Below are 23,720 nucleotides of genomic sequence, written 5' to 3'. Positions count from 1 at the left end.
TGCTGCTAATGTTGCCAAGTTTTTCGTCGCAATCATTGCCTGGCCGAATAAGCACCCAGCTTTCGCCAGCGCCGTACATACAAGAGCGGACCGTGAAGCCGGCGGGACCGCTGTCCAGAAACAGGTAGATTTCAGGAGACACGATGGAACGCCGTACCTTTCTAAACTTCAGCAGCCTGGCCCTGGCCACGACCATGGTCCCGTTCAGCCGCGCGATCGCCGCTGAAGAGCTATTGACCAGCATGCCGACCGCCGCCAAGAAGGCGCTCGCCGACGTTGCGCTGAACGCCGCCACGAAGGCCGGCGCCAGCTACGCCGACATCCGCATCGGCCGCTACCTGAACCAGTTCATCACCACCCGCGACCTGAACGTCGAGAACGTGGCCAACACCGAGTCGGCCGGCATCGGCGTGCGCGTGATCGCCAACGGCGCCTACGGCTTCGCCGCCACTTCCGACATGAGCAGCGACGGCATCGCCAACGCGGCGCGCCAGGCGGTTGCCATCGCCAAGGCCAATGCCAAGCTGCAGTCCGAACCGGTGCGCCTCGCACCGGTCAAGGGCGTCGGCGACGTGTCCTGGGCCACGCCGATCAAGAAGGACTGGCGCACGGTGCCGATCAAGGAAAAGGCCGACCTGCTGATCGCCGCCAACAAGGCCGGCATGGACGGCGGCGCGACCTTCATGAATTCGATGCTGTTCCAGGTGAACCAGCAGAAGTACTTCGCTTCCACCGACGGCTCCTACATCGAGCAGGACGTCCACCGCCTGTGGGCGCCGTTCCAGGCCACCGCCGTGGATAAAACCACCGGCAAGTTCCGTTCGCGCTCGGGTCTCGGCGCGCCGGTCGGCATGGGCTATGAATACCTGGATGCGCGTCCGGAGCACAAGCTCAAGGCCGCGGGCGGCGTCGCTACCCTGTACACCGGATCGTACGACCTGATCGAAGACGCGAAGGCCGCCGGCCGCGACGCCAAGATGAAGCTGACCGCCAAGTCGGTCACGCCTGGCAAATACGACCTGATGCTGTCGCCCGAACATTTGTGGCTGACCATCCACGAGAACGTTGGACACCCGACGGAACTGGACCGCGTGCTCGGCTACGAAGCCAACTACGCCGGCACCAGCTTCGCCACGCTCGACAAGTGGGAAACCAAGAAATTCAAGTACGGTAATCCGATGGTCAACCTGTATGCGGACAAGGTCACCCCGGGCTCGCTCGGCGCCGTCGGTTACGACGACGAAGGCGTGAAGACCAAGAAGTGGGACATCATCAAGGACGGTATCCTGGTCAACTACCAGGCCACGCGCGACCAGGCCCACATCATCGGCGAAAAAGAATCGCACGGCTGCTCGTACGCCGACAGCTGGAACTCGGTGCAGTTCCAGCGCATGCCGAACGTCTCGCTGGCCGCCGGCAAGAAGAAGCTGACCCCGGACGAGATGGTCAAGGACATCAAGAAGGGCATCTACATCGTCGGCGACGGCTCGTTCTCGATCGACCAGCAGCGCTACAACTTCCAGTTCGGCGGCCAGCTGTTCTATGAAATCAAGGACGGCAAGATCGGCCCGATGCTGGAGGACGTCGCCTACCAGGCCAATACCCAGGAATTCTGGACCGCCTGCAGCGCGATCTGCGACGAGCGTGACTGGCGCATGGGCGGTTCCTTCTTCGACGGCAAAGGACAGCCGCCGCAGATCAGCATCGTCTCCCACGGTTCGAGCACGGCCCGCTTCAACGGGATCAACGTGATCAACACCGCCCGCAAGATCGGCTGAGGCGAGGACACTTCATGAGCATCCTGACCCAGGAACAAACCAAGCGCATTTCGGATCGCGTGATGTCGCTCTCGAAGGCGGACGAGTGCATCGTCAGTGTCGAGGGCAGCCGCATCGGCAATATCCGCTTCGCGCGCAATGCCGTCTCCACCGCCGGCCTGGCCGACGACACGCAGCTGCAGGTGCAGGTCGCCTTCGGCAAGCGCCAGGGCACCGCCACCATCAACGAGTTCGACGACAAGTCGCTGGAGCGGGCCGTGCGCCGCGCCGAAGACCTGGCGCGCCTGGCGCCGGAGAACCCGGAATTCATGCCGGCGATCGCCAGGACCGGCTACAAGACTTCCGACACCTTCGTGCAGCGTACCGCCGACATCGACCCGGAATACCGCGCGCAGGCTGCCGCCTATGCGATGGAGGCCTGCCGCAAGAAGGGCCTGGTCGCCTCCGGCTTCTTCACCGACCGCTCGTCGTTTGAAAGCATCGCCAACTCTAACGGCGTGTTCGGCCACCAGGCCGCGACCTCGCTCGACTTCACCTGCACCGTGCGCACCGAAGACGGCCGCGGTTCGGGCTGGGTGAAGCGCTCGGCACGCGACGTCGCCCGTTTCGATCCGCGCGAAGCAGCCGATGTCGCCATCGAAAAGGCCTTGCGTTCGGTGGATGCACGGGCGCTCGAGCCGGGCCGCTACACCGTGGTGATGGAACCGGCCGCCACCAGCGACCTGATTGGCGCCATGCTGGGCGGCTTCAATGCGCGCCTGGCCGACGAGGGCCGCAGCTTCCTGTCGAAGAAGGGCGGCGCCAACCGCCTGGGCGACAAGCTGTTCGACCAGCAGGTGAATATCTGGACCGACCCGTGGGACAAGGACGTGCCGGTGCTCCCATGGGACAACGGCATGATGCCGCGCGAGCGGATGCAGCTGGTGAAGGATGGCCGCATCAATGCGCTCAACTATTCGCGCTTCTGGGGCCAGAAGAAAAACCAGCGCGCGATCGGCACCGCCGGCAACATCATCATGGCCGGTACCGACAAGACCACCGCAGACCTGATCGCCAGCACCAAGAAGGGCGTGCTGGTGACGCGTACCTGGTATATCCGCATGGTGGACCCGCAGTCGGTGCTGCTGACCGGCCTGACCCGCGACGGCACCTTCTACATCGAAAACGGCAAGATCAAGCACCCGATCAAGAACTTCCGCTTCAACGAGAGCCCGGTGACGATGCTGAACAATATCGAGGAAATCGGCAAGCCGGTCGTGATCGGTGGCGACGAGGCGAATTACTCGATGCTGATCCCGTCGATGAAGATCCGCGATTTTAACTTTACGTCGCTGTCGGACGCAGTCTAAGCACCCGTAGGGTGGGCGGGTCTCCCGCCCGCGCGTTCAACTCACCTATGAATCGACGAACCGTCTGTTCATGCCTGATTTGAACGCGCGGGCGGCGAAGCCGCCCACCCTACGAAACAAACGGAAACTCAAATGGAACGCCGCAAATTCCTCCACATCGGCGCCGGCACTGCCGGCGCCATGCTCGTCCCGGTCTTTGGCAATGCCATCGCCGCCGATGAGCTCATGAACCCGATGGCGGCCAGCGCCAAGAAAATCCTGGCCGACACCGCGCTGAACGCCGCCACCAAGGCCGGCGCGTCCTACTGCGACGTGCGCATCGGGCGTTACCTGAACCAGTTCATCATCACGCGCGACCTGAACGTCGAGAACATCAGCAACACCGAATCGAGCGGCGTCGGTGTGCGCGTGATCGCCAACGGCGCCTACGGTTTTGCCTCGACCAACGACATGACGCCGGACGGCATCGCCAACGCGGCGCGCCAGGCCGTGGCCATCGCCAGGGCCAACGCCAAGCTGCAGTCGGAGCCGGTGCGCCTGGCGAAGGTAGAGGGCGTCGGCGACGTGGCCTGGGCCACGCCCGTCAAGAAAGACTGGCGCAGCATCCCGGTCAAGCAGAAGGCCGACATGCTGATCGCCGCCAACAAGGCCGGCATGGATGCGGGCGCGAGCTTCATGACCGCCTCGCTGTTCCAGATCAACCAGCAGAAATACTTCGCCTCGACCGACGGCTCCTACATCGACCAGGACATCCACCGCCTGTGGGCCCCGATCAATGCGACCGCCGTCGACAAGGCCAGCGGGAAGTTCCGCTCGCGCGCGGGCCTGAGTTCGCCGGTGTCGATGGGCTACGAGTATTTTGATGCGAAAGCCAGCGACAAGGTGCAGGCTGCGGGCGGCGTGACCACGCTGTACACGAACTCCTACGACATCGTCGAGGATGCACGCCTGGCCGGCAAGCAGGCACGCGAAAAGCTGTCGGCCAAGTCGGTCGAGCCGGGCAAGTACGACCTGGTGCTGAGCCCTGAACACCTGTTCCTGACCATCCACGAAAACGTCGGCCACCCGACGGAACTGGACCGCGTGCTCGGCTACGAAGCCAACTACGCCGGCACCAGCTTCGTCGGCCTGGACAAGTGGGAATCGAAGAAATTCAAGTACGGCTCCGAGCGCGTCAATTTCGTGGCGGACCGCACCACCCCGGGTTCGCTGGGGCTGATCGGCTACGACGACGAAGGCGTGCGCGCCAAGAAGTGGGACATCATCCGCAACGGCATCCTGGTGAACTACCAGGCCACGCGCGACCAGGCCCACATCATCGGCGAAAAGGAATCGCACGGTTGTTCCTATGCCGACAGCTGGAGCACGATCCAGTTCCAGCGCATGCCGAACGTGTCGCTGGAACCGGGCAAAGCAAGGCTCACACCAGATGAGATGGTCAAGGACGTCAAGAAGGGCATCTACATCCTGGGCCGCGGCTCCTACTCGATCGACCAGCAGCGCTACAACTCCCAGTTCGGCGGCACGCTGTTCTACGAGATCAAGAACGGCAAGATCGCCGGCCCGCTCGAAGATGTCGCCTACCAGACCAACACCCAGGAATTCTGGAACGCCTGCAGCGCCATCTGCGACGAGCGCGATTGGCGCATGGGCGGCTCGTTCTTCGACGGCAAAGGCCAGCCGAGCCAGGTCAGCGCGGTGTCGCACGGCTCTGCTACCGCCCGCTTTAACGGCATCAACGTCATCAACACCGCACGCAAGATCGGTTGAGGAGGAGACAAAATGAAACAGCTAAACCAGGAACAAGCAAAACGCATCACCGACCGCGTGATCGCTTTCTCGAAGGCCGACGAGTGCAACGTGTCGATCCAGGGCAACCGCACCGGTAACATCCGCTTCGCGCGCAACAGCGTGTCGACCGCTGGCCTGACCGAAGACATGCAACTGGCCGTGCGCGTCGCTTTCGGCAAGCGCGTGGGTACCGCCGTGATCAACGAATTCGACGACAAGTCGCTGGAAAAAGCGGTGCGCCGCGCCGAGGAGCTGGCGCGCCTGGCCCCGGAAAATCCGGAATTCGTCCCGAGCGTGAGCAAGCAGGACTACCTCACCACCAAGACCTTCATGTCGTCCACCGCCGGCATCGACCCGGACTACCGCGCCGAAGTGGCCGCTGCCGCCATCGGCGCCGCGCGCGCCAAGAAGCTGGTGACCGCCGGTTTCTTCACCGATAACAGCAGCTTCGCCTGCATCGCCAACTCGAAGGGCGTGTTCGGCTTCCAGGAATTCACCGACCTCTCCTTTACCTGCACCGCGCGCACCGAAGACGGCCGCGGTTCGGGATGGGTGACCCGCTCGGCGGTCGATGCGCGCCGCTTCAACGCGCGCGAAGCGGCCGACATCGCGATCGACAAGGCACTGCGCTCGGTCGACGCCAAGGCACTGGAACCGGGCCGCTACACCGTCATCCTGGAACCGGCGGCGACCTCGGAAATCCTGGGTAACATGTTCAGCTCCCTCGGCGCCCGCGCCGCGGACGAAGGCCGCAGCTTCCTGGCCAAGAAGGGCGGCGGCAACCGCCTGGGCGAGAAGCTGTTCGACGAACAGGTCAACATCTGGGCCGACCCATGGAACCCGGACGTGCCGGTGGCGCCGTGGGACAACAACACCATGATCGCCCGCAAGCGCACCGACATCGTCAAGAACGGCCGCATCGCCTCGCTCGGCTATTCGCCATATTGGGCGCAGAAGACCGGCAACCAGGCCACGGCCAGCCACGGCAACATGATCATGGCCGGCGGCACCAAGTCGCTGGAAGAGCTGGTCGCCGGCACCAAGAAGGGCATCGTGGTTACCCGCACCTGGTATATCCGCATGGTCGATCCGCAGTCGCTCTTGATTACGGGCCTGACCCGCGACGGTACTTTCTACGTCGAGAACGGCAAGATCAAGCACCCGGTGAAGAACTTCCGCTTCAACGAGAGCCCGGTCACCATCCTGAACAACATCGACGAACTGGGCAAGCCGGAAGTCATCGGTGGCGACGAGGCGCCGTTCCAGATGGTGCTGCCGCCGATGAAAGTCCGCGACTTCAACTTCACCTCGCTGTCCGACGCGGTTTAAGTTCGATGGCGCGCTGATGGCAACCTACGACTTCTACTTCACGCGCCTCATGTACGAATCGGGCGACTGGGACGTGGATATCCGTACGCCCAGCAACGTGCTGAACTCGCTGGTCGAGTACACCACCTTGCGGTTGGATCCGGCAGAGCGCATGGTCGCGCTGTCGGATCCGAAAATGCTGCAGGCGCCGTTCTGCTATTTCGCCGGGCACAAGCTGGTGCAGTTCACGCCAGCCGAGCGGCGCAACCTCGAGCGTTATGTGCGCGGCGGCGGTTTCATCTTCGTGGATGACTGCAACCACGACATCGACGGCCTGTTCGCCAAGTCGTTCGAGGCCGAGATGACCAGGATTTTCGGCGCCTCGGCGCTGAAGAAGATCCCGAATACGCATCCGCTGTATTCGTGCTTCTTCAAGTTCGACGGGCCGCCGACCACCTCGGGCGAGCTCAATGGCTGGGGCGACGACCTGGTGCACGAATACCTGAAGGCGATCGAATTCGGCGGGCGCGTGCGCCTGCTGTACTCGAACAAGGACTACGGATGCGAGTGGGACTACGATTTCCGCAACAAGCGGTTCCTCGCGGTCGACAACACCCGCTTCGCGGTCAATATCATTCAATACGCGTTGGGAGCATGAGCAGTGGCGGAACGTAATGCAGTGGAGTGGGACGAGGAGGAAATCGCCAGCCTGAGCGCGGCAGTCGGCGCGCTGAAAGAGAGCATGGCGCGCGTGATCATCGGCCAGGAAAACGTGGTCGACTTGTTGGTGACTTGCCTGCTGGCCGGCGGCCACGCCCTGGTCGAAGGCGTGCCGGGCCTGGGCAAGACGCTGCTCGTAAAATCGCTGGCGCAGGCTACCGACATGCAGTTCCGCCGCGTGCAGTTCACGCCGGACCTGATGCCGTCCGATATCGTCGGCACCGAGATCCTGGAAGAAGACACCAGCACCCGCCAGCGCGTGTTCCGCTTCCAACAGGGTCCCGTGTTCACCCAGGTGCTGCTGGCGGACGAGATCAACCGCGCGCCGCCGAAGACCCAGTCGGCCTTGCTCGAAGCCATGCAGGAGCGCGCGGTGACCTTTGCCGGCACCACGCACAAGCTGCCACGCCCGTTCTTCGTGCTGGCCACGCAAAACCCGATCGAACAGGCCGGCACCTATCCGCTGCCGGAAGCACAGCTCGATCGCTTCCTGCTGCGCATCGATGTGGTCTACCCGACCGAAGACGAAGAAGTGCTGATGGTCTCGCGCACCACCCACGCGGGCCTGGACGATGCCGAGCCGGCGATGACGGTCGAAACCCTGCTGCGCCTGCAGCAGCTGGTGCGCGACATCGAGATCGGCGAGCACCTGCTGCGCTATGCGACGCGCCTGGTGCGTGCGACTCGCCCGTCCGAGACCACCGTATCGGCAGTCAAGCAGCACGTGGGCTGGGGCGCCGGTCCGCGCGCCGGCCAGGCGCTGGTGCTGGCCTCAAAGGCGCGCGCCCTGATGCAGGGGCGCCTGGCAGTCACGCGCGAAGACATCGGGGCGATGCTGCTGCCGGTGCTGGCGCACCGCGTGCTGCGCAACTTCGAGGCGGAAGCCGACGGCGTCGCCATCGCCGACATCCTGCACGCGCTGCGCAACGAGATCCGGATCGATTAACCTTGTCGCTGGCGAAGACCGCGCTGATCGCGCACACGCAGAACCTCGACCTCGTGATCCGCCATGTGCTGGCGGGGCTCGGCCACGGCATCCATGCCGGGCGCGAGCGCGGGGCCGGTGTCGAATTCTCGGAATACCGGGCCTATGCGCCCGGGGACGAGTGGCGCCGCGTCGACTGGAAACTGCTGGCGCGCGCCGACCGCTACTATGTGCGCGAGGCGGAGCGCGACAGCCACGTGGCCGTGTGGCTGGTGCTGGACGCCAGCGCGTCCATGTCGGAACCGAGCCGCAGCGTCGAGGGCGTCGACAAGCTGGCGTATGCGCGCACGTTGCTCGGCTGCGTGGCCGCCATTGCCCAGCGCCAGGGCGATGCGTTCGGATTAGTCATCCTGAATGAGGGCAAGGTGCAGTTCACTCCGGCCCTGCGCGGACCGCGCCACCTGCAGCGGGTGCTGCTCCAGCTCAGCCGCGTGGAGCCGGCCGGCGCGCTGCCCGATGCCGATACGCTGCGCGCCAGCCTGCATTTTGCGCAATCCCCCAGCGTCATCTTCGCGACCAGCGACCTGCTCGACTGGCCGTCGCCGCTGTCGCAAGCCTTGCTGCGCCTGCGCGGCAAGCGCCACGACGTGCGCGTGCTCTGCCTGCAGACCCAGGCGGAAGTGGATGCCAGTTTTTCGTCGACGCCCGCCTACCGTGACCCGGAGCAGGGCAGCGGCGTGTTCCGCTTCGGCGCCGACCTGCAGGAAGGCTATCGCCGCAACCGCGAAGAACACTTCACGCAAGTCACGGCGCAATGCCGCAAGAGCGATATCCCGCTGGTGGCGGCGCGCATCGAACAGCCGCCGGGCGAGGTATTGCGCCTGTGGCTGCGGCGCCCGGGGAGCCGTCCATGAATGCGCTCTGGTGGTTCGCTTTGCCAATCCTGCTGCTGCCGGTCTGGTGGCACCGGCGCAAGCGCGAGCAGCACAAGGCGGAGCCGCTGGCCACCGCGCGCTTCCTGCCGCGCGCCGAGCCGCGCCAGACGCGGGCCTGGCGCTGGAACGACTTGATTCTGCTCTTTGTGCGCTGCCTGCTGCTGGCCTGCGCCATCGCCTGGCTGGCGGACCCGGTCATGCCATGGCGCGGCGATACGGTCATCGTTGCCAGCGGCACCGACGCCGGCTGGGTCGACCGCCAGGTGGGGCAGGCCGGGCTGCTTGAGGCCGACCGCGTCGCCATGCCTGCGGCGCAGGCCATCGGCTGGCTGCGCGCGCACGAGCGCGAGTGGCGTCCCGAAGCCCGTCTGCTGGTGCTGGGCGATATTCCCATGCCGGCCTTGACCCCGGAATTCAGGCGCAAGATCGAATTGCGCACGCTGGCGCGTCCGGCGGAGGCTGCCGAGCGCCACGTGTACGTCGCCAGCGAGCGCCTGGAGCAGTGGCGCCGCGTCTTCGCTGCCGGCGGCGAGATCGTCGACGAGGCGCCGGGCGCGAAGACCGCGTTGATCGTCTGGGACCGCCCCGAGGCGCCGCCGCCATCGCTGCGCGCGCCGCTGTGGCTTGTTGCCAATACGGCCGCTTTCCCGGAGCTGCGTAATGCCCCGCAGGTGGACGGCCTGCGCTACGCGGACAGCCCGCGCGGCCGCCTCTGGCATTCGGCCGCCTGGCCGCCGAAGAGCGCCGACGCTGCACGCACGCTGCTGGAACACTGGCAGCGCCTGCATGCCGGGCCGCCCGCCTACACGATGCCCTCGCGCGTGTTTGCGGCATCGCCATCGGCCCGTGTACTCGAAGCGAGCGGCGCATTGCGCGATATGCTGATGGCTGCGCTGGTGGCCTTGTTCGTACTCGAAAGGATCCTGACGCATGCAAGAAAGCGCTGAGATTGTCCGGCGCGTCTGGCGTGCCGCCCAGCTGCGCCGCTTGCCGCTCTGGATCGCGGGCGCGCTGCCCTGGCTGTTCATCCGCTCGGCCCCGGGCCTGATCGCCTGGATTGCGTGGTGCTCCTGGGATTGGGCCATCCTGCGCCGCCAGGTCGGCTATGCATGGACCGGCTGGCTCGATGGCGCCGTCCCCGAAATGGAAGACAGCAGCGCGCTGCTCGAGTACGCGGCCACGCCGGTCGCCCAGCTGCAGCGCCGCCGCCTGCTCGACCGGCTGGACGCCAGCGTCAGCGGCCCGCAATTGCGCCGCATCGTGCGCACACGCGTGAAGGCCGGCTGGCTTTGGCTTTTGGCCAGCGTCGCGCTGGCCGCCGCCGTCTGGTTCTCCGGCGCCGCGCCGCAAGCCCCCGTCGCTGCGCCCGGCAAGGCGCAGGCAGCGATTGCCGCGCCAGTCGCCGGCCAGCTGGTGGTGCGCACCGCGCCACCGTCCTATACCGGCGTGAAAGCGATTGAATCAGCTCCGCGCGACCTGCACGTGCCCGAGCAGACCGTCATCACCTGGTGCCTGAAGGACGGCGCGACCCCGCAGGAGACGATCGAAGTCAGCAACGGCCAGGTGCTCAAGCCCGGCAAGGACTGCGCGCGCTGGACCGCGACCGAATCGGTGTTCTGGCGCTGGCGCGGCAACCGCTACACGGTCAAGGTCACGCCGGATGCGCCGCCTGAAATCACGATCACCGCGCCAACGCAAATGGTGCAGGAACTATCGGAGACCGCCACCAGCGCTGCAATGGGCGTCAAGGTGTACGACGACTACCTGGTGCGGCGCGCCACGCTGCACATGACGCTGGCGCGCGGCAGCGGCGAGAACATCCGTTTCACCGACCGCGAGATGCCCATCCCAGGTTCGCCTGATCCGAAACAGCGCAACTGGTCGAAAGCCTGGTCGCTGGCGGAGCTGGGCATGGAGCCGGGCGACGAGCTGTATTTCTTCGTGCGCGCCACGGATAACGCTGGGCGCCCGCATACCGTGCAGTCGCCGACCTACACACTGCGCCTGCCGGCGCCTTTGGCACCCGCGGAAGAGGAGAGCGCCGCAATGCCGATGCTGGTCAAGCCGCAGAGCCTGCGCAGCCAGCGCCAGATCATCATCGATACCGAACAGCTGGTGGCCGACATGCGCAGCACGAAGATGGGCAAGGATGCGGTGCTCGAGCGCAGCCAGCAGATCGCCGCCGACCAGGGCGCGCTGCGCCGCCGCTACGGCCAGTTCCTGGGCGAGGAATCCTCGCTGTTCACGGATGGCGATGGTGATGACGACCACGGGGCAGAAGAAGGCAGCACGCCAGACATCCTGCACCAGTACGGCCATGCCCACGACGAGGCGGAGAACGCCACGCTGTACGACGAAGACACCAAGAAAGTGCTGCGCCGCGCGCTGATGGCGATGTGGGATGCCGAGAAGGCGCTGCGCGCGATTACGCCCAAAGTGGCGCTCCCGCCCGAGCACAAGGCCCTGGAAGCGATCAAGGAATTGCAGCAGGCCGAGCGCATCTACCTGCACAAGACCGCCTTCGTGCCGCCGCCGATCAAGGAAGAGAAACGCATGACCGGCGAGATGGATGGCACGGCAAGCTACCGGCGCGAGCAGGCAAGCGCCGAAAAGCGTGTGCCGGATGACGTGCAGCTGCTGGTGCAGGCCTTGTCGGGCAATGGCCCGCTGCCGGCGCTGTGGTCCCGCGCCGCCCACGACTGGGTGCGTGCCCGCCTCACGGACGACGACCAGCGCCTGTCGGCCCAGACTGCGATCCAGGACGTGGCGGACGGTTGCGTCGCCTGCCGCCCGGTGCTGCGCGCCTGGCTGCGCAATGCCGCGGGCCAGGGACAGGTGCTGCTGCAGGCGCGGCCAACGGTGGAAACGCCCTTCGTGCGCGCCTGGCGTGATGGAGCCAGGCCATGAACTTCGTGATGAGCACGAACCTGATGCTGGCGCTGGTCGGCGCCGCGGGCCTTGCCAGCGCGGGCCTGTACGCGTGGCGCCGCCAATGGATCGATACGCTGCTGGTGCTGGTGGCGGCGGCCGCCCTCGGCCTGTTCGCGGCCGGCATCCGCTTGCCGGGCGACGCCGGCAGGACGCTCACGCTCGACCCGGCGGCGCCGGCTCCGACGCTGGAAGGCGTGCGCGCGCTTGCCGTCAAGGGCGACGGCCTGCGCGCGGCGCAGTGGAACGATTTGCCGGCGCTGCCGTTGGAATGGCAGCGCCCGGAAGGCGGCACGCTGCGCCTGATTTATCCGCGCCAGTTGGCGCTGGGCCGCACGTTTACCCTGCGCGTGCAGCGTGAAGACAAGAAGGATGCGCGCCTGCAGCTGCTGGCCGAAAATGGCCAGGTGATCGGCGAAGCACGCGGTACGGGCCAGCTGGCCGTGAACTGGCTGCCGCCGCTGGCCGAGCGCGTCGTGCTCAAGGCACGCCTGCTGGACGCGGCCGGGATAACCATCGCCGAAGGTCCGGTGCCGCTCACGATCAATGCGCCGGCGATGCTGCAGGTGCAAGGCCGCTTCGGTGCGCCGTCCTTCGACCTGCGCACGCTCAACGAACTGCTGGCCGGCAGCGGCGCGCTGCTCGACTGGCAGGTGGTGCTGGGACGCGCCATCACCCGTACCGAATTCCCGCTCGAAGAGATGAAGGAGCCGAACCTGCTGGTGATCGATGCGGCCTGGTTCGAGCGCCTCGGCGCCGGAGAGCGTTCGGCATTGTTGGGACGCGTCGCCGGCGGCCTGCCGCTGCTGGTACTGGGCGCGAACGCCAACGATCCCGGCGTCTGGTCACGCACGGTGGGCTTGCCGCTGCAGGCGCAGGCGGCGGGCAAGAAGATCGATGCGCCGCTCGAGCTCTTGGCGGCGCCGCTCAATCCTGCGTCGCGCGAAGCAGGCGAATGGACCGGTTCGGACAACCTGGTCTGGACCCGCAACTGGCAGAAGGGCCGCATCGCCTGGCTCGGCGCCAGCGACTGGCATCGCCACGCGATCGCGGAGCCGCAGGCGCTGGCGCTGTGGTGGCAGGGTGTGCTCGACCGGGTCGGCGTGGAGAGGCCGCAAGAAGTCGAATGGCTGGAACCGGAAGAACTGCCGCTGCCGGGGCAGCGCATGGAACTGTGTGCACGGGGCGTCAAGGGCGACGTGGCGTTCCCGGAGCTGAAGTTGACCAGGACATGGTCGCAGCGTACGGATGAGGCCTGCGTGGCGGTCTGGCCGGAGAAGTCGGGCTGGCTGGAGGTGAAGGATGCGAAGGCAGGCGCGCACGCGGAATATGTGTACGCGCCGGGTGACTGGCCGCAGTGGCAGGCGGCGCAGCGGCGCGATGCTACTGCGCGCTATGCGGCCCGGACTCCCAATAAAGCCTTGGAGGGCACTGCACCCGCATTTCCGGCCTGGCCGTTTGCGCTGGTGTTTGCGCTGGCGCTGCTGCTGCTGTGGTGGCGCGAGCGCCGTTAGATTCAACGGCGTTGCGAACGATCTTGAACTTGTAGGGTGGGCGGATTCCGCCCACGCGGTGATAGCTAACGATGGATCGGCCGCTTGGGCTGCTCGATCACTGGTTGAACGCGTGGGCAGGAAGACCTGCCCACCCTACGATGTCCGGCTGATCGGCCGGATCATCCCATCAGAACGCGTAGTCCACCTTCGCGTACATCGACCGGCCATTGATCCCGAACGGGCAGGTCTCCCAGCAGTAAGTGAAGCCCAGTTGCGGGAACGGCGATGCCTTGACCGGATCCCACTTGGTCGGGTAGGTGTCGAACAGGTTGTTGATACCGGCCGACAGGCTGAACTTCTTGCTGAAGTTGTAGCGGGCGGTCAGGTCGACGATCCACTTCGCTTCCCAGGTCTGGATGAAGCCCGGCGTGAAGCCCTGGCCTTCGACTTCGCCGAAGTAGTTGGCGCGCACGGTCGCGTTCCACGGGCCGGTCGTGTAGTCGGCTGCCACCACGTGGTGCTGGCGCGGCTGGCCTTTCTCGATCAGCGTGACTTGCGTGTCGTCGAACAGCTGGGTGCCGGTCAGCACCGCCGATTGCGATTTACGGTCCTTCACCTCGGTGCGGTTGAAGCCGAGCTGGCCGGACAGCACCAGGGTCGAGCCGGTCCAGCGCGTCGTGTGCTGCGCCACCAGGTCGAAGCCGGTGGTCGAGGTATCGATCGCATTGGTGAAGAACTGCGCCTGGCCTACGCGCAGCGGATCGAGGATCGCCTTGATCGGGCAGGCCGCTGCGGTCAGGCAGGCGCCCGACTCCGGTGCGATATTGCTCGAGAAGACGATGCGGTCGTCGATGTTGGTGCGATACAAGTCGGCCGTCACCGAGAAGTTCGGGGTCGGTCGCAGGATCATGCCGACGCTGGCGCTCTTCGAGGTTTCTTCCTGCAGCGGTGCGATGCCGAAGGCGCGGGTCACGGCGCTGTTCTCGCGCGCGGTCAGCGTCTCGGTCAGCACGCCGGCCGAGTTCAGGTTGGTCGACACCGAGCTGTAGAACTTCTGCTGCACGCCCGGCGCGCGGAAGCCGGTCGAGCCGCTGGCGCGCAGGCCGAAGGTGCGCGACGGGTCGTAGCGCAGGCTCAGCTTGCCGATGGTGGTGTTGCCGAAGTCCGAATAGCGCTCGTGGCGGATTGCAGCGCCGGCCGAGAGGAAGTCGCCGAACTTGCGCTCGAGGTCGAGGTAGTAGGCGGTATTGTGGCGGCCGTCGTCCACTTCGGTGCCCGGCGTATAGCCCGGGAAGCCCTGGATGCCGGATGCGGCGATGCCGCCCGTCTGGTCGCGGATGACGATGGCCGGGTTGTTGGTGCGGCCGTACTGGTAGGACACCGGATCGCCCGCGACGATCTGGTAGTTATCCCGGCGCCATTCGAAGCCGGTGCCGATGAACAGCGGACCGCCGGCGAAGTCGACCGAGCCCTTGAAGTCGAGGTTCAGGGTGGTCTGGTCGAACTTCAGCTTGCCGGTGTCGGCCTCTAACGGCGAGCTGCCGGTCTCGTAGAAATAGCTGACGTTGATCGAGTTACGCTCGTGGAAACCGAGTTCGCTGCGGCCGTGGTTGACGCTCAGGTCCACGCTCCAGTCATTCGCCAGGTCGTGCTTGTAGCCGACGCCGAGCGAGGCATCCTTGACGGTGGTGATGATGTTCGGCAGGAAGCCGTTCGGGTAGATCGAGGGCACGTTGCGCGCGTCGCCCGCCGAGCGGAAGAAGCCTGACGAATCGCCGGTGCGCTTGGAGGCGCCGCCGAAGGCGTACAGCTCGCCGCCGCCGACCGGCAGTCCGGCGTTCATCCACAGGTAGCCGTCCTTGGCCAGCGAGTCGCCGATGCGCTGGGTGACGCGCGGCGGGTTCACGCGCAGCGAGTCGACGCCGGCGCGGTTGGTTTCGTTGCGGCGGCGGCCTTCGAGCGACAGGTTCAGGTAGCCGCCATCAAGGCCGAGGGCCATGCCCTTGTGGGCGCTGGCGGTATAGGTGTCGCCGTCGCCTTCGCTGGTGGTGCCGGCACTGGCGCTGATCAGCGTGTCGGTGGCGCCCTTCTTGAGGACGATGTTGATCACGCCGGCGATCGCGTCCGAACCGTATTGGGCGGCGGCGCCGTCGCGCAGCACCTCGATCGACTGGATGGCGGACAGGGGAATCGCGTTGATGTCGGTGCCGGCCGAACCGCGGCCGATGGTCTGCTGCACGTTGACCAGGGCCTGCTGGTGGCGGCGCTTGCCGTTCACGAGCACCAGCAGCTGGTCAGGCCCGAGGCCGCGCAGCGTTGCCGGGCGGATGATGTCGGTGCCGTCGCTGATGAAAGTAGTCGTGAAGTTGAACGACGGGTCGAGGTCCTGCAGCACCTTGCCGAGTTCGAGCGAGCCTGCCGATTGCAGGTCTTTCGCGCTGATCAGGCCTACCGGCACCGCGGTGTCCAGTGCGGTCTTGGCCTGGGTACGCGAACCCAGCACGACCACCGTGGATATGTCCTTTTCGACCGTGGTCGCCGCTTCCTGTGCGAACGCCGATGCCATCGCCGAAACCAGCGCGGTTGCCAGCAATACCCGTTTCTTCGGTTGATTCACCATCTTGTTCCCTTTTGTAGAGTTAAATCACGCCATCACGAAAACCATGTCTCCTATAACTGCTGCTTCTTGATTCTCTACAAATATTTCTGTAAGTACAAGTGTCAGCTGTGCAATACGCAACACTTTTGGCGATTTACCTGATTTATGGAGAACGAATGGATCGGGCGGGGCGGGTGTGCTAGAAGGATGTGCGGCGCTGCACCAAGGTGGCGCACGCGTACAGCTCGACTTCCGCAAAGTGAAGGGGCTGCTGCCGGGAGCTGGGGAACAGCTGGCGAGGCGGAGCGCCTAGAGCAAGCCGAGCAGCGCCGCTTTCACGACGCCGGCGGTCTTGTTCGCCGCGCCCAGCTTGGCCATCGCATTACTGACGTGGAAGTTGACGGTGCGCTCGGACAGGCCGAGGATCTGCGCCGCCTCGCTGGAGGTCTTCCCGTCGGCCATCCAGCGCAGCACTTCGGCTTCGCGCGCGGTCAAGACCACCGGCGGCGCCGCCGGCCGGTGCAGCCGCACCATCGCCTCGTGGGTGGCATGGGCCAGCCACGACATGCTGCCTTCGCTATGGCGTAACTCGGTATCCAGGATGTCGTCGTCCGAGCGCGCCAGGGTCAGCATGCCCGTGGCGCCGTCGGCGGTGCGCGAGGACTGGGCCCAGCCCACCCGCAGGTGGTGGCCACGCGCGTCTTCCCACAGCGGCCGCGCCGGTGCGAACAGCGCTTCGCTCCACAGCACCGGCAGCAGCGAGGTGGCGCCATGGGCCACGGTGGGATCGGCCGCCAGGTAGCCTTCGTCCGCGTAGCGCGCCTGCCAGGCAGTTGGATAGTTGTTGACCATGACGGTACGCGGAGCCGACAGCGGCAGCGGCATGCGCAGCCCATAGGCGCAGTAATCGAAGCCGAGATCGCGCGCGGCGCCGGCGACGATGGCGTGCAGGCTGGCCGCGTCCGGCGCCTGCGCCATGCCTGCGAGGCAGTCCTCGCGCCAGCCCATCGCTTGCCCTCCCACCCGTTCGTCCTTCATGTCCCTCCATCCGCCTGCTGTCAGTTCTTACAGTTCCGATGCCGCCATGGTCTTTCGTAGAATGATGGCCACCAGCCATTCTCTCTTTATGTGACTGGAATAACAACTACTTCCAGGAGCCGCCCATGAACCACCAACTTCCCCTCCGTGGCCGCATCGCCACCGCCCTGCTGGCGCTTGCGCTGTCCGGCACGCTCCAGGCGGCATCGCCCGCACCCGACACGCTCAAGGTCGGTGATTACCAGGTGCAGGTGGCCACCTTCGGTGCGGGCAACTACACGGTGATCCTGGAATCGGGCTTCGGGCGTGACCTGGGTGTGTGGCGCAACGTCGCCCCGGCCCTGGCCAAGTCGGCCAGGGTGATGGCCTATTCGCGCGCCGGCCATGGCAAGTCCGACCCGCGCCTTGACCCGCCGACTATCGCAGCGCGCACCAACGAACTCGAACAGCTGATCGCCACGGCCGGCCTGAAGCCACCCTTCGTGCTGGTCGGGCATTCGTATGGCGGCTTCCTGGTCCGCAGCTTCGCCACGCGCCATCCGGAGCAGGTGGCCGGCATGGTCTTCGTCGACCCGAGCGACGAAGCCTTCAATGTCGAACTGCGCAAGCTCGATGCTGCGGGCGTCGACAAGGACACGAAACTGACCGAGCAATTCATGCCGCCGAAACTCCACGCCGAGCTGCGCAGCGTGCAGGCGGTGCTCGATAGCGGCAAGCTGCCCTTCGCCGGCGCGCTGCCGGACGTGCCGGTGGCGGTGCTGACCTCGGTGCAGAAGCGCGAGCAGCCGCAGCTTTTCCTCGAGACCCCGGCCGCGGTGCAGGTGTGGCGCGGCCTGCACGAGCGCTTCTTCCGCAGTTTCAGCAACGGCAGCCACATCGTGACGGCCGAGAGCGGGCATAACATCCACCAGGAGCAGCCGCAGCTCGTGGTCAGCGCAGTCGAAGGCGTGATCGCAGCGGCCGAAAGTGCCCGCGTCAAGCGCGTGCGCGAGGCAGCGAGGGCGGAACTGATGCGCCGCCTGGAGCAGGGCGGTTCCGATGCGGAGATGGCAAAGGCGCTGGAGACGAGCGGTTTCGGCGAGCTTGATGCGAATCGCCTCGGCTACGAACTGCTCGGGCCGCGCAAGCAGCCGCTGCTCGCCGCGCGCCTGATGAAGGCGAACGCCGGCAAGTACAGCCTGTCCGACAACGTGCAGGACAGCTATGGCGAAGTGCTGCTGGCAACGGGACACCCGGCCAAAGCCAAGGCCCAGTTCATGAAGGCGATTGCGCTGGCTGAAGCACTGGGCAAGGGTGACAAGGTGGTGGCGGGCTACCGCGCCAACCTGGCCAAGGCAGACCAGGCACTGGGCGCGCACTGAAATCGAACCGGGTATGCCGGCCGCGCCTCAGGCGTGGTCGTGCATCCATTCCTTCAGGCCGTCGACCCAGTTCCGCGCCGGCAGGTTGAGGCGCCGTTTCAGTTCGGCGGCGCGCTCGTACAGCAGCGAGAAGTCGAGCTGGGGCGCGTTCTTGAAGGCAAGGACGACGATGTTCGCGTCGTGCACCTCGGGCAGCCAGACCACCGCGTCGAACACCTGCTGCATGGTGGCCAGGTTGGTGTCGTAGCGGTGGACGTCACCGAAGACATTGGCGGTCATGATGCCGTCGCCCGTTAAACAGTCATGGCAGCCCTGGTAGAACTCGAGCGAGTCGAGCACCGGCCCACGCGCTTCCTGGTCATATAAATCCACCTGCAGCACGTCGGCGCGGCCGTGGTTGGCCGGGTCGAGCACGAAATCGAGGGCATTCGTCTCGCGTACGTCCAGGCGTGCGTCGTTGGCGGGCAGCCCGAACAGGGCGCGGCAGATCGCGATCACGTTTGGATTGAGCTCGGCCGCAGTCACGCGCGCATCGGGAAAGCGCGTGTAGCAGAACTTGGTCAGCGCGGCGCTGCCCAGGCCCAGCTGCACGATTTGCCGGGGCGCGTCCTTGAACAGCGTCCACATCATCATCAGCTGGATGTATTCGAGCTCAATCGCATCCGGTTTGGCCAGCCGCATGGCGCCCTGCACCCACGAGGTGCCGAGATGCAGGAAGCGCACGCCGTCGAACTCGTCGATGGTGGCGGGCGGGTGGCCCGGCTGGGCGAAGCGGGGATCGATGCGGGCGTAAGAAGGTGGCATGGCGATGGGATGATACCGTAGGGTGGTCGGCTTCGCCGACCGCGCGTTCGAATCCGGCATGATTTGACGCGCGGCTGACCAGAATCCTGTTGAACGCGCGGTCGGCAAGCCGACCACCCTACGCGACGCCGTTTCGCCCGTATTCGCGAAAGCCAGGGCGTTCGGCCAGGCGGTCGTAATAGGCGGCCACGTAACGGTAACCCGGCTTGTCGATCGGCGTCATCATCCAGCGGTTCACCGACAGCCCGAGCACCACGTCGGCCAGGGTGAAGCTGCCCCCAAGCGCATAGACGCCGGTCGCACCCAGCTGATCGTCGAGGATGCCAAGGTGGCGGTTCCACGCCGCGATGCTGGCCGCGATTTGCGCTGGCTCTTGGTAAGCAGGGCTGTTGCGTACCAGCGCCATGAAGGCGTAGCGCCAGGCCGTATTCAGGTCGGTCGCCTGCCAGTCCATCCACTGCTCAACGCGGGCGCGGCTCTTGGCATCGTTTGGCAGCAGGGCGCCGTCCCCATATTGGGTGCACAGGTAGCGGCAGATCGTGTTCGATTCCCACAGCACGACACCATCATCGACCAGCACCGGCACCAGCGCGTTCGGATTGAGCGCCGCATGGCCGGCCTGCCAGTCTTCGCGCTCGAAGGGCAAGCCGAGTTCCGCGCAGGTCCACAATACCTTGCGCACGTTGATCGAGCTGTCTTTGCCGATGATCTTCAACATAGGGCGGTAGCTTTCATGGTGATTGCGTTCCCGGCAGCGCCGGCAGGATCAGGGTGACGGCCAGGCCGCCGCCCTCGCGGTTGGCCAGCGTGATGCGGCCCCCATGCGCCTCGGCGATTTCGCGCGCCAGCGCCAGCCCGAGGCCGGTGCCGCTGCGCTTGGTCGAGTAAAAGGGCACCAGCGCATTGGTCAGCACGGCCTCGCTCATCCCGGTGCCGCGGTCAAACACGTCGATGCGCAGGGCATCCTGCACCCGGCGCACTTGCAGTTCGACGTCTTCCGGCGGCGAGCCCGATTCGTGCGCGTTCTTCAGCAGGTTGAGCAGCGCCTGCTCCATCTGGGCGGCGTCGATCCAGGCCGGCTCCAGCGGCAGCTCGCCCACTAAGCGGAACTGCACCTGGTCGGCCAGCCGGTCGATGAACACGTTCCAGTCCCGGGCTTCCAGACGCGGCGTGGGCAGCTTGGCGAAGCGCGCATAGCCGAGGATAAAGGTCTCCAGGTGGCGTGTGCGCTCGCCGATGGTCTGCAGGATTTGCGGCAGCCGCTCGGTCTGGCCGCGCCGCACCAGTTCCGCGCCGGAGTGCGCGAGCGAGGCGAGCGGCGCCAGCGAATTGTTCAATTCATGGCTGATCACGCGGATGACCTTTTTCCAGGTCTGCACTTCCTGGCGCCGCAATTCCGTAGTCAGGTGGCGCAGCAGCAGCAGTTCGTGGCGCCGGCCATTGAGGGTGAAGCTGCTGCGCGCCAGGTGATAGACCTCTTCGTTCTCGCCTTCGCCGGCGGTGAACAGGCCATCGCCGCCGCGCGCCAGCGCTTCCTTCAGGGCCGGGGCGGCACTGTCCAATACCTCGCTGAGCTGGTGGCCTTCGAGCTTGCGCCCCTCGGACAGGAGCTTGCGCGCAGCCAGGTTGGCGTAGACGATGGCGCCGGCGCTCACGGAAAAATCCGTCACCAGCAGCATGGCGACGGGGGTGTTCTGCACCATGGTGTCGAGCAGCAGTTCGCGCTGCACCAGCCCGAGGCGTTGCTCGCGCAGCACGTGGCCGAGCTCATTGTGGGCGGCGATCAGGTCGGCCAGCTCGTCGTTCTGCGGCCAGTGCAGGCTGAACGAAAAATCGCCGTCGCGGTAGCTCGCCACCGTGCCCTCCAGCGCGCGGAACAGCGACAGGATCGGCTGGATCTGCGAGCGGATGGTGATGATGGCGATCGGGACGATCGCCAGCAGGCAGGCGAAAAAGACCAGGACCGGGTGGCCAGGGAAAAAGTGATCGAGCCCGAGCGCGACCAGGATGCCGAGCGCCAGCAGGGTGCCGACCAGCGCCGACCAGCGCGTGACCAGCGAGAGCCGCACACCCTTGCCCTTCATGTTGGCCGGGCGATGCCGAGCCGCTCCATGCGCCGGTACAGGGCCTGGCGCGAGAGTCCCAGTTCGCTCGATGCCTGCGCCACCACGCCGCCGGCGCGCGCCAGTGCCTGGACGATGGCCTCGCGGTCGGGCTCCACGTCCTGGCTGGCCGCCACCGACACCGGCAGTCCAAGGTCGGCAGCCATGATCACCGCGTCCTGTGCCAGCAGGCTGGCCCGCGCCATCACGTTTTTCAGTTCGCGCACGTTGCCGGGCCAGGCATGGGCCAGCAGCGCTGCCTCGGCCAGCGGGTGCAGGGTCTTCCCGCGCAGGAACGACAAGGCCAGCGGCAGGATGTCGCCCGGGCGCGCGGCGAGCGGCGGCAGGCGCAGCTCGATCACATTCAGGCGGTAGAACAGGTCTTCGCGGAAGGTCCCTGCGCGGATCATCGCGCCCAGGTCGGCGTTGGTGGCGCTGATCACGCGCACCTTGACCTGGCGCTCGCGGTTGGAGCCGAGGCGCTCGAAGCGCCCGGTTTCCAGCACGCGCAGCAGTTTCATCTGGCCGGCCAGCGGGAGGTTGCCGATCTCATCGAGGAAGAGGGTGCCGCCGTCGGCCGCCTCGAACTTGCCTTCGCGCGCTTTCGAAGCGCCGGTATAGGCTCCGGCGTCCGCCCCGAACAGCTCGGCCTCGATCAGTTCCGAGGGCAGGGCGCCGCAGTTGAGCACGACGAAGGGGCCGTCGGCCACCTGCGAATTGGCCTGGATGATCTCGGCGATGCGTTCCTTGCCGGTGCCGTTCGGGCCGGTGATCAGGACGGGGATGTCGGAGCGCGCGACCTGGCAGGCCAGGTGCAGCACGCGTTCGGTGGCCGGGTCTTGCCAGACCAGCCCGCGCAAATCGAAACCTTGTTCCAGTTCGCGCTTGGCGCGGCGTTCGCGCTGCAGGCGCTGGCCAAGGGCGCGGTTGGCCTGGCCCAGTTCGATCAGGTTGGTCACCGTGGTGATCAGGCGCTCGTCGTTCCAGGGCTTGGACAGGTAATCGGCCGCGCCGGCCTTGATCAGCTCCACCGCGGCGTCCAAATGGGTCCAGGCGGTGAGCAGGATCACCGGCAGGTCCGGGTGGCGCTTGCGGATCTCGCGGAACAGCGCTACGCCTTCCTCGCCGGAGGTGGTGTCGGCGCTGAAGTTCATGTCCTGGATCACCAGGTCCACGGCCTCGCGCCCGAGGATGTCCAGTCCTTCCTCCGGCGACCCCGCGCGCAGGGCGGCGATGTCGTGGAGCGAGAACAGGACGTCGAGCGCGATCGCGACCGCGGCGTTGTCGTCAATGATCAGTACAGTGGGCATGGGCGCAAGGATACCATTGGTGGAATCACATCATCCTTTGCATCAGGCACTGCGGGTGGCCGTGGCCGGCGAAATGCTCGCCGCCCTCCATGCCGGACCGTAGGCTGCCAGGATGCCGAGCGCCCAGAACACCACCGCGCCGCCGACCAGGTAATGCACCGGCAGGCGCGCCATCTCGAGCCGCGTCACCAGGAGGTGGTTGAGGCTCAGGCCCAGCAGCACGCCGCCGAACACGCCGGCGCTGGTGATCATGAAGTTCTCGGTGATGAAATAGCGCAGGATGTCGAGCTTGCGCGCACCGAGTGCGCGCCGCACGCCGATCTGCTTGCGGCGCTGGGTGACCCACAGGCTGGCCATGCCGACGATGCCCGAGCAGGTAATCAAGAGCAGCAGCACGCTCACCGTGATCAGCATCCACGACAGCGCCACGTCGGCGCGGTAGCGGTCCTTGCGGTCTTCTTCGGTGGTCTTGGTCTGCAGGATCATCGGGGTGGCGGACGACTTGCGCAGCGCCTCTTCGGCGTCCTTGATGACGCGGTCGCGCTGGCCCGCTTCGGTGCGGATCGCATACAGTGCGCCCGGGTTGCCATACAGGCGCGCCGGGACGTGCACCGAGAAGTCGCCGCGCTCGCCCACTTCGGTGTGCGCGGTCTGCAGGCGCTCGATCACGCCGACGACCTGGGTGCTTAGTGCGTCTTCGCCGGTGCCGAAGTACAGCGTCTTGCCGACAGCCGGCTGGCCCGGCCACAGCTTGTCGGCCAGCGGCTTGGTGATGATGATGGTCTTGGGCAGTTCGCGGTTTTCGTTCTCGTTGATCTCGACGAAATCCTGCGGCAGGAAGTCGCGGCCCTCGACCAGCTTCAGGCCGAAGGTCTTGACCAGCGAGTCGCCGGAGATATACATGCCGGCCAGCGCGCTCTCGCGGTCCTGGCGCTTGTCGATGGCGACGCTGCTGGTGCTGCCGTCGCGCGACATCGGCATCTGCGTCACGTTGGCGACCGAGACCACACCCGGCACCGCGCGCAGCACCTCGGCTTCGCGCTTCATGGTGGCCAGCTGCTGCTCGGGGCCGTCCTTGTTCAGGTTACGCACCGTGAAGTAGAAGGTCGCGGCTTCGTCACTCAGGCCCGACGGACGGGCGGCCATCTCGCGCCGCTCATTGACGATGTGCAGGGCGTTGGCAAGGATCGCCAGGCTCAGGGCAACCTGCAGGGCGACCAGGATCGGGCCGGTTTTATTGCGCATCAGCGCAGACAGGATGGGACGGATTTCCATG

18 protein-coding genes are annotated in these 23,720 nt (G+C 66.1%); 11 read left to right on the top strand and 7 right to left on the bottom strand.

What is annotated here, in order from left to right:
- Positions 1-143 precede the first annotated feature (143 nt).
- From HGB41_RS13655 to HGB41_RS13610, 10 genes are all read left to right on the top strand, one after another.
- Positions 144-1,778 carry a TldD/PmbA family protein gene (locus HGB41_RS13655; RefSeq protein WP_171085253.1) on the top strand — a complete coding sequence of 545 codons (1,635 nt, stop codon included), beginning with the start codon at positions 144-146 and terminating at the stop codon, positions 1,776-1,778.
- Between the two features lie 14 nt (positions 1,779-1,792).
- Positions 1,793-3,127, top strand: a complete 1,335-nt coding sequence (locus tag HGB41_RS13650) for a TldD/PmbA family protein (RefSeq protein ID WP_171085251.1) — start codon at positions 1,793-1,795, stop codon at positions 3,125-3,127.
- Positions 3,128-3,259: 132 nt separating this feature from the next.
- Positions 3,260-4,897 carry a TldD/PmbA family protein gene (locus HGB41_RS13645; RefSeq protein ID WP_171085249.1) on the top strand — a complete coding sequence of 546 codons (1,638 nt, stop codon included), beginning with the start codon at positions 3,260-3,262 and terminating at the stop codon, positions 4,895-4,897.
- A gap of 12 nt (positions 4,898-4,909) precedes the next feature.
- Complete coding sequence (locus HGB41_RS13640) at positions 4,910-6,247, top strand: TldD/PmbA family protein (RefSeq protein WP_171085247.1); 1,338 nt, start codon at positions 4,910-4,912, stop codon at positions 6,245-6,247.
- 16 nt (positions 6,248-6,263) lie between these two features.
- Positions 6,264-6,884: a DUF4159 domain-containing protein gene (locus HGB41_RS13635; RefSeq protein ID WP_171085246.1), complete on the top strand. Its 621-nt coding sequence runs from the start codon at positions 6,264-6,266 to the stop codon at positions 6,882-6,884.
- Positions 6,885-6,887: 3 nt separating this feature from the next.
- On the top strand, positions 6,888-7,892 hold the full coding sequence (locus HGB41_RS13630) for an AAA family ATPase (RefSeq protein ID WP_171085244.1): 1,005 nt from the start codon (positions 6,888-6,890) through the stop codon (positions 7,890-7,892).
- 2 nt (positions 7,893-7,894) lie between these two features.
- Positions 7,895-8,785, top strand: a complete 891-nt coding sequence (locus tag HGB41_RS13625; RefSeq protein WP_171085242.1) for a DUF58 domain-containing protein — start codon at positions 7,895-7,897, stop codon at positions 8,783-8,785.
- On the top strand, positions 8,782-9,753 hold the full coding sequence (locus tag HGB41_RS13620) for a BatA domain-containing protein (protein ID WP_171085240.1): 972 nt from the start codon (positions 8,782-8,784) through the stop codon (positions 9,751-9,753). Before HGB41_RS13625 ends, HGB41_RS13620 begins: the two co-directional genes overlap by 4 nt.
- Positions 9,737-11,713 carry a DUF4175 family protein gene (locus HGB41_RS13615; protein ID WP_171085238.1) on the top strand — a complete coding sequence of 659 codons (1,977 nt, stop codon included), beginning with the start codon at positions 9,737-9,739 and terminating at the stop codon, positions 11,711-11,713. The genes HGB41_RS13620 and HGB41_RS13615 overlap by 17 nt, the downstream gene beginning before the upstream one ends.
- A complete protein-coding gene (locus HGB41_RS13610) occupies positions 11,710-13,248 on the top strand; it encodes a hypothetical protein (RefSeq protein ID WP_229423019.1) in 1,539 nt (512 codons plus the stop codon). Before HGB41_RS13615 ends, HGB41_RS13610 begins: the two co-directional genes overlap by 4 nt.
- A 169-nt stretch (positions 13,249-13,417) precedes the next feature.
- On the opposite strand, the gene HGB41_RS13605 is transcribed toward HGB41_RS13610, so the two are convergent.
- On the bottom strand, positions 13,418-15,850 hold the full coding sequence (locus HGB41_RS13605) for a TonB-dependent receptor plug domain-containing protein (protein WP_171085236.1): 2,433 nt from the start codon (positions 15,848-15,850) through the stop codon (positions 13,418-13,420).
- 288 nt (positions 15,851-16,138) lie between these two features.
- A complete protein-coding gene (locus tag HGB41_RS13600) occupies positions 16,139-16,867 on the bottom strand; it encodes an autoinducer binding domain-containing protein (protein WP_229423018.1) in 729 nt (242 codons plus the stop codon).
- Between the two features lie 125 nt (positions 16,868-16,992).
- Between HGB41_RS13600 and HGB41_RS13595 the strand changes: the two genes are divergently transcribed.
- Positions 16,993-18,228, top strand: coding sequence for an alpha/beta fold hydrolase (locus tag HGB41_RS13595; RefSeq protein ID WP_171085234.1), 1,236 nt, complete (start codon positions 16,993-16,995; stop codon positions 18,226-18,228).
- A gap of 27 nt (positions 18,229-18,255) precedes the next feature.
- On the opposite strand, the gene HGB41_RS13590 is transcribed toward HGB41_RS13595, so the two are convergent.
- From HGB41_RS13590 to HGB41_RS13570, 5 genes are all read right to left on the bottom strand, one after another.
- Positions 18,256-19,032 carry a spermine/spermidine synthase domain-containing protein gene (locus tag HGB41_RS13590; RefSeq protein ID WP_171085233.1) on the bottom strand — a complete coding sequence of 259 codons (777 nt, stop codon included), beginning with the start codon at positions 19,030-19,032 and terminating at the stop codon, positions 18,256-18,258.
- Between the two features lie 118 nt (positions 19,033-19,150).
- Positions 19,151-19,750, bottom strand: coding sequence for a glutathione S-transferase family protein (locus tag HGB41_RS13585; RefSeq protein ID WP_171085231.1), 600 nt, complete (start codon positions 19,748-19,750; stop codon positions 19,151-19,153).
- Between the two features lie 13 nt (positions 19,751-19,763).
- Positions 19,764-21,116 (bottom strand): sensor histidine kinase, encoded by a 1,353-nt coding sequence (locus HGB41_RS13580; protein WP_171085229.1) that lies wholly within the window; start codon positions 21,114-21,116, stop codon positions 19,764-19,766.
- Positions 21,113-22,444 (bottom strand): sigma-54-dependent transcriptional regulator, encoded by a 1,332-nt coding sequence (locus HGB41_RS13575; RefSeq protein WP_212760937.1) that lies wholly within the window; start codon positions 22,442-22,444, stop codon positions 21,113-21,115. The genes HGB41_RS13580 and HGB41_RS13575 overlap by 4 nt, the downstream gene beginning before the upstream one ends.
- Positions 22,445-22,486: 42 nt before the next feature.
- Positions 22,487-23,719 (bottom strand): ABC transporter permease, encoded by a 1,233-nt coding sequence (locus HGB41_RS13570; protein ID WP_171085228.1) that lies wholly within the window; start codon positions 23,717-23,719, stop codon positions 22,487-22,489.
- Position 23,720 lies beyond the last annotated feature (1 nt).

This window comes from Telluria aromaticivorans (assembly GCF_013003915.1).
Taxonomy (GTDB): Bacteria; Pseudomonadota; Gammaproteobacteria; order Burkholderiales; family Burkholderiaceae_D; genus Telluria; species Telluria aromaticivorans.
Note: the sequence above shows the minus strand (reverse complement) of the source record. Positions and strands in the feature narration are given on the sequence as shown.

Coding starts and splice junctions, on each gene's coding strand:
- HGB41_RS13615 (WP_171085238.1), top strand. CDS start 9,737: ATGCAAGAAAGCGCTGAGATTGTCCGGCGCGTCTGGCGTGCCGCCCAG.
- HGB41_RS13575 (WP_212760937.1), bottom strand. CDS start 22,444: ATGCCCACTGTACTGATCATTGACGACAACGCCGCGGTCGCGATCGCG.
- HGB41_RS13620 (WP_171085240.1), top strand. CDS start 8,782: ATGAATGCGCTCTGGTGGTTCGCTTTGCCAATCCTGCTGCTGCCGGTC.
- HGB41_RS13640 (WP_171085247.1), top strand. CDS start 4,910: ATGAAACAGCTAAACCAGGAACAAGCAAAACGCATCACCGACCGCGTG.
- HGB41_RS13635 (WP_171085246.1), top strand. CDS start 6,264: ATGGCAACCTACGACTTCTACTTCACGCGCCTCATGTACGAATCGGGC.
- HGB41_RS13590 (WP_171085233.1), bottom strand. CDS start 19,032: ATGCCACCTTCTTACGCCCGCATCGATCCCCGCTTCGCCCAGCCGGGC.
- HGB41_RS13610 (WP_229423019.1), top strand. CDS start 11,710: ATGAACTTCGTGATGAGCACGAACCTGATGCTGGCGCTGGTCGGCGCC.
- HGB41_RS13585 (WP_171085231.1), bottom strand. CDS start 19,750: ATGTTGAAGATCATCGGCAAAGACAGCTCGATCAACGTGCGCAAGGTA.
- HGB41_RS13600 (WP_229423018.1), bottom strand. CDS start 16,867: ATGAAGGACGAACGGGTGGGAGGGCAAGCGATGGGCTGGCGCGAGGAC.
- HGB41_RS13595 (WP_171085234.1), top strand. CDS start 16,993: ATGAACCACCAACTTCCCCTCCGTGGCCGCATCGCCACCGCCCTGCTG.
- HGB41_RS13645 (WP_171085249.1), top strand. CDS start 3,260: ATGGAACGCCGCAAATTCCTCCACATCGGCGCCGGCACTGCCGGCGCC.
- HGB41_RS13655 (WP_171085253.1), top strand. CDS start 144: ATGGAACGCCGTACCTTTCTAAACTTCAGCAGCCTGGCCCTGGCCACG.
- HGB41_RS13605 (WP_171085236.1), bottom strand. CDS start 15,850: ATGGTGAATCAACCGAAGAAACGGGTATTGCTGGCAACCGCGCTGGTT.
- HGB41_RS13650 (WP_171085251.1), top strand. CDS start 1,793: ATGAGCATCCTGACCCAGGAACAAACCAAGCGCATTTCGGATCGCGTG.
- HGB41_RS13570 (WP_171085228.1), bottom strand. CDS start 23,719: ATGGAAATCCGTCCCATCCTGTCTGCGCTGATGCGCAATAAAACCGGC.
- HGB41_RS13580 (WP_171085229.1), bottom strand. CDS start 21,116: ATGAAGGGCAAGGGTGTGCGGCTCTCGCTGGTCACGCGCTGGTCGGCG.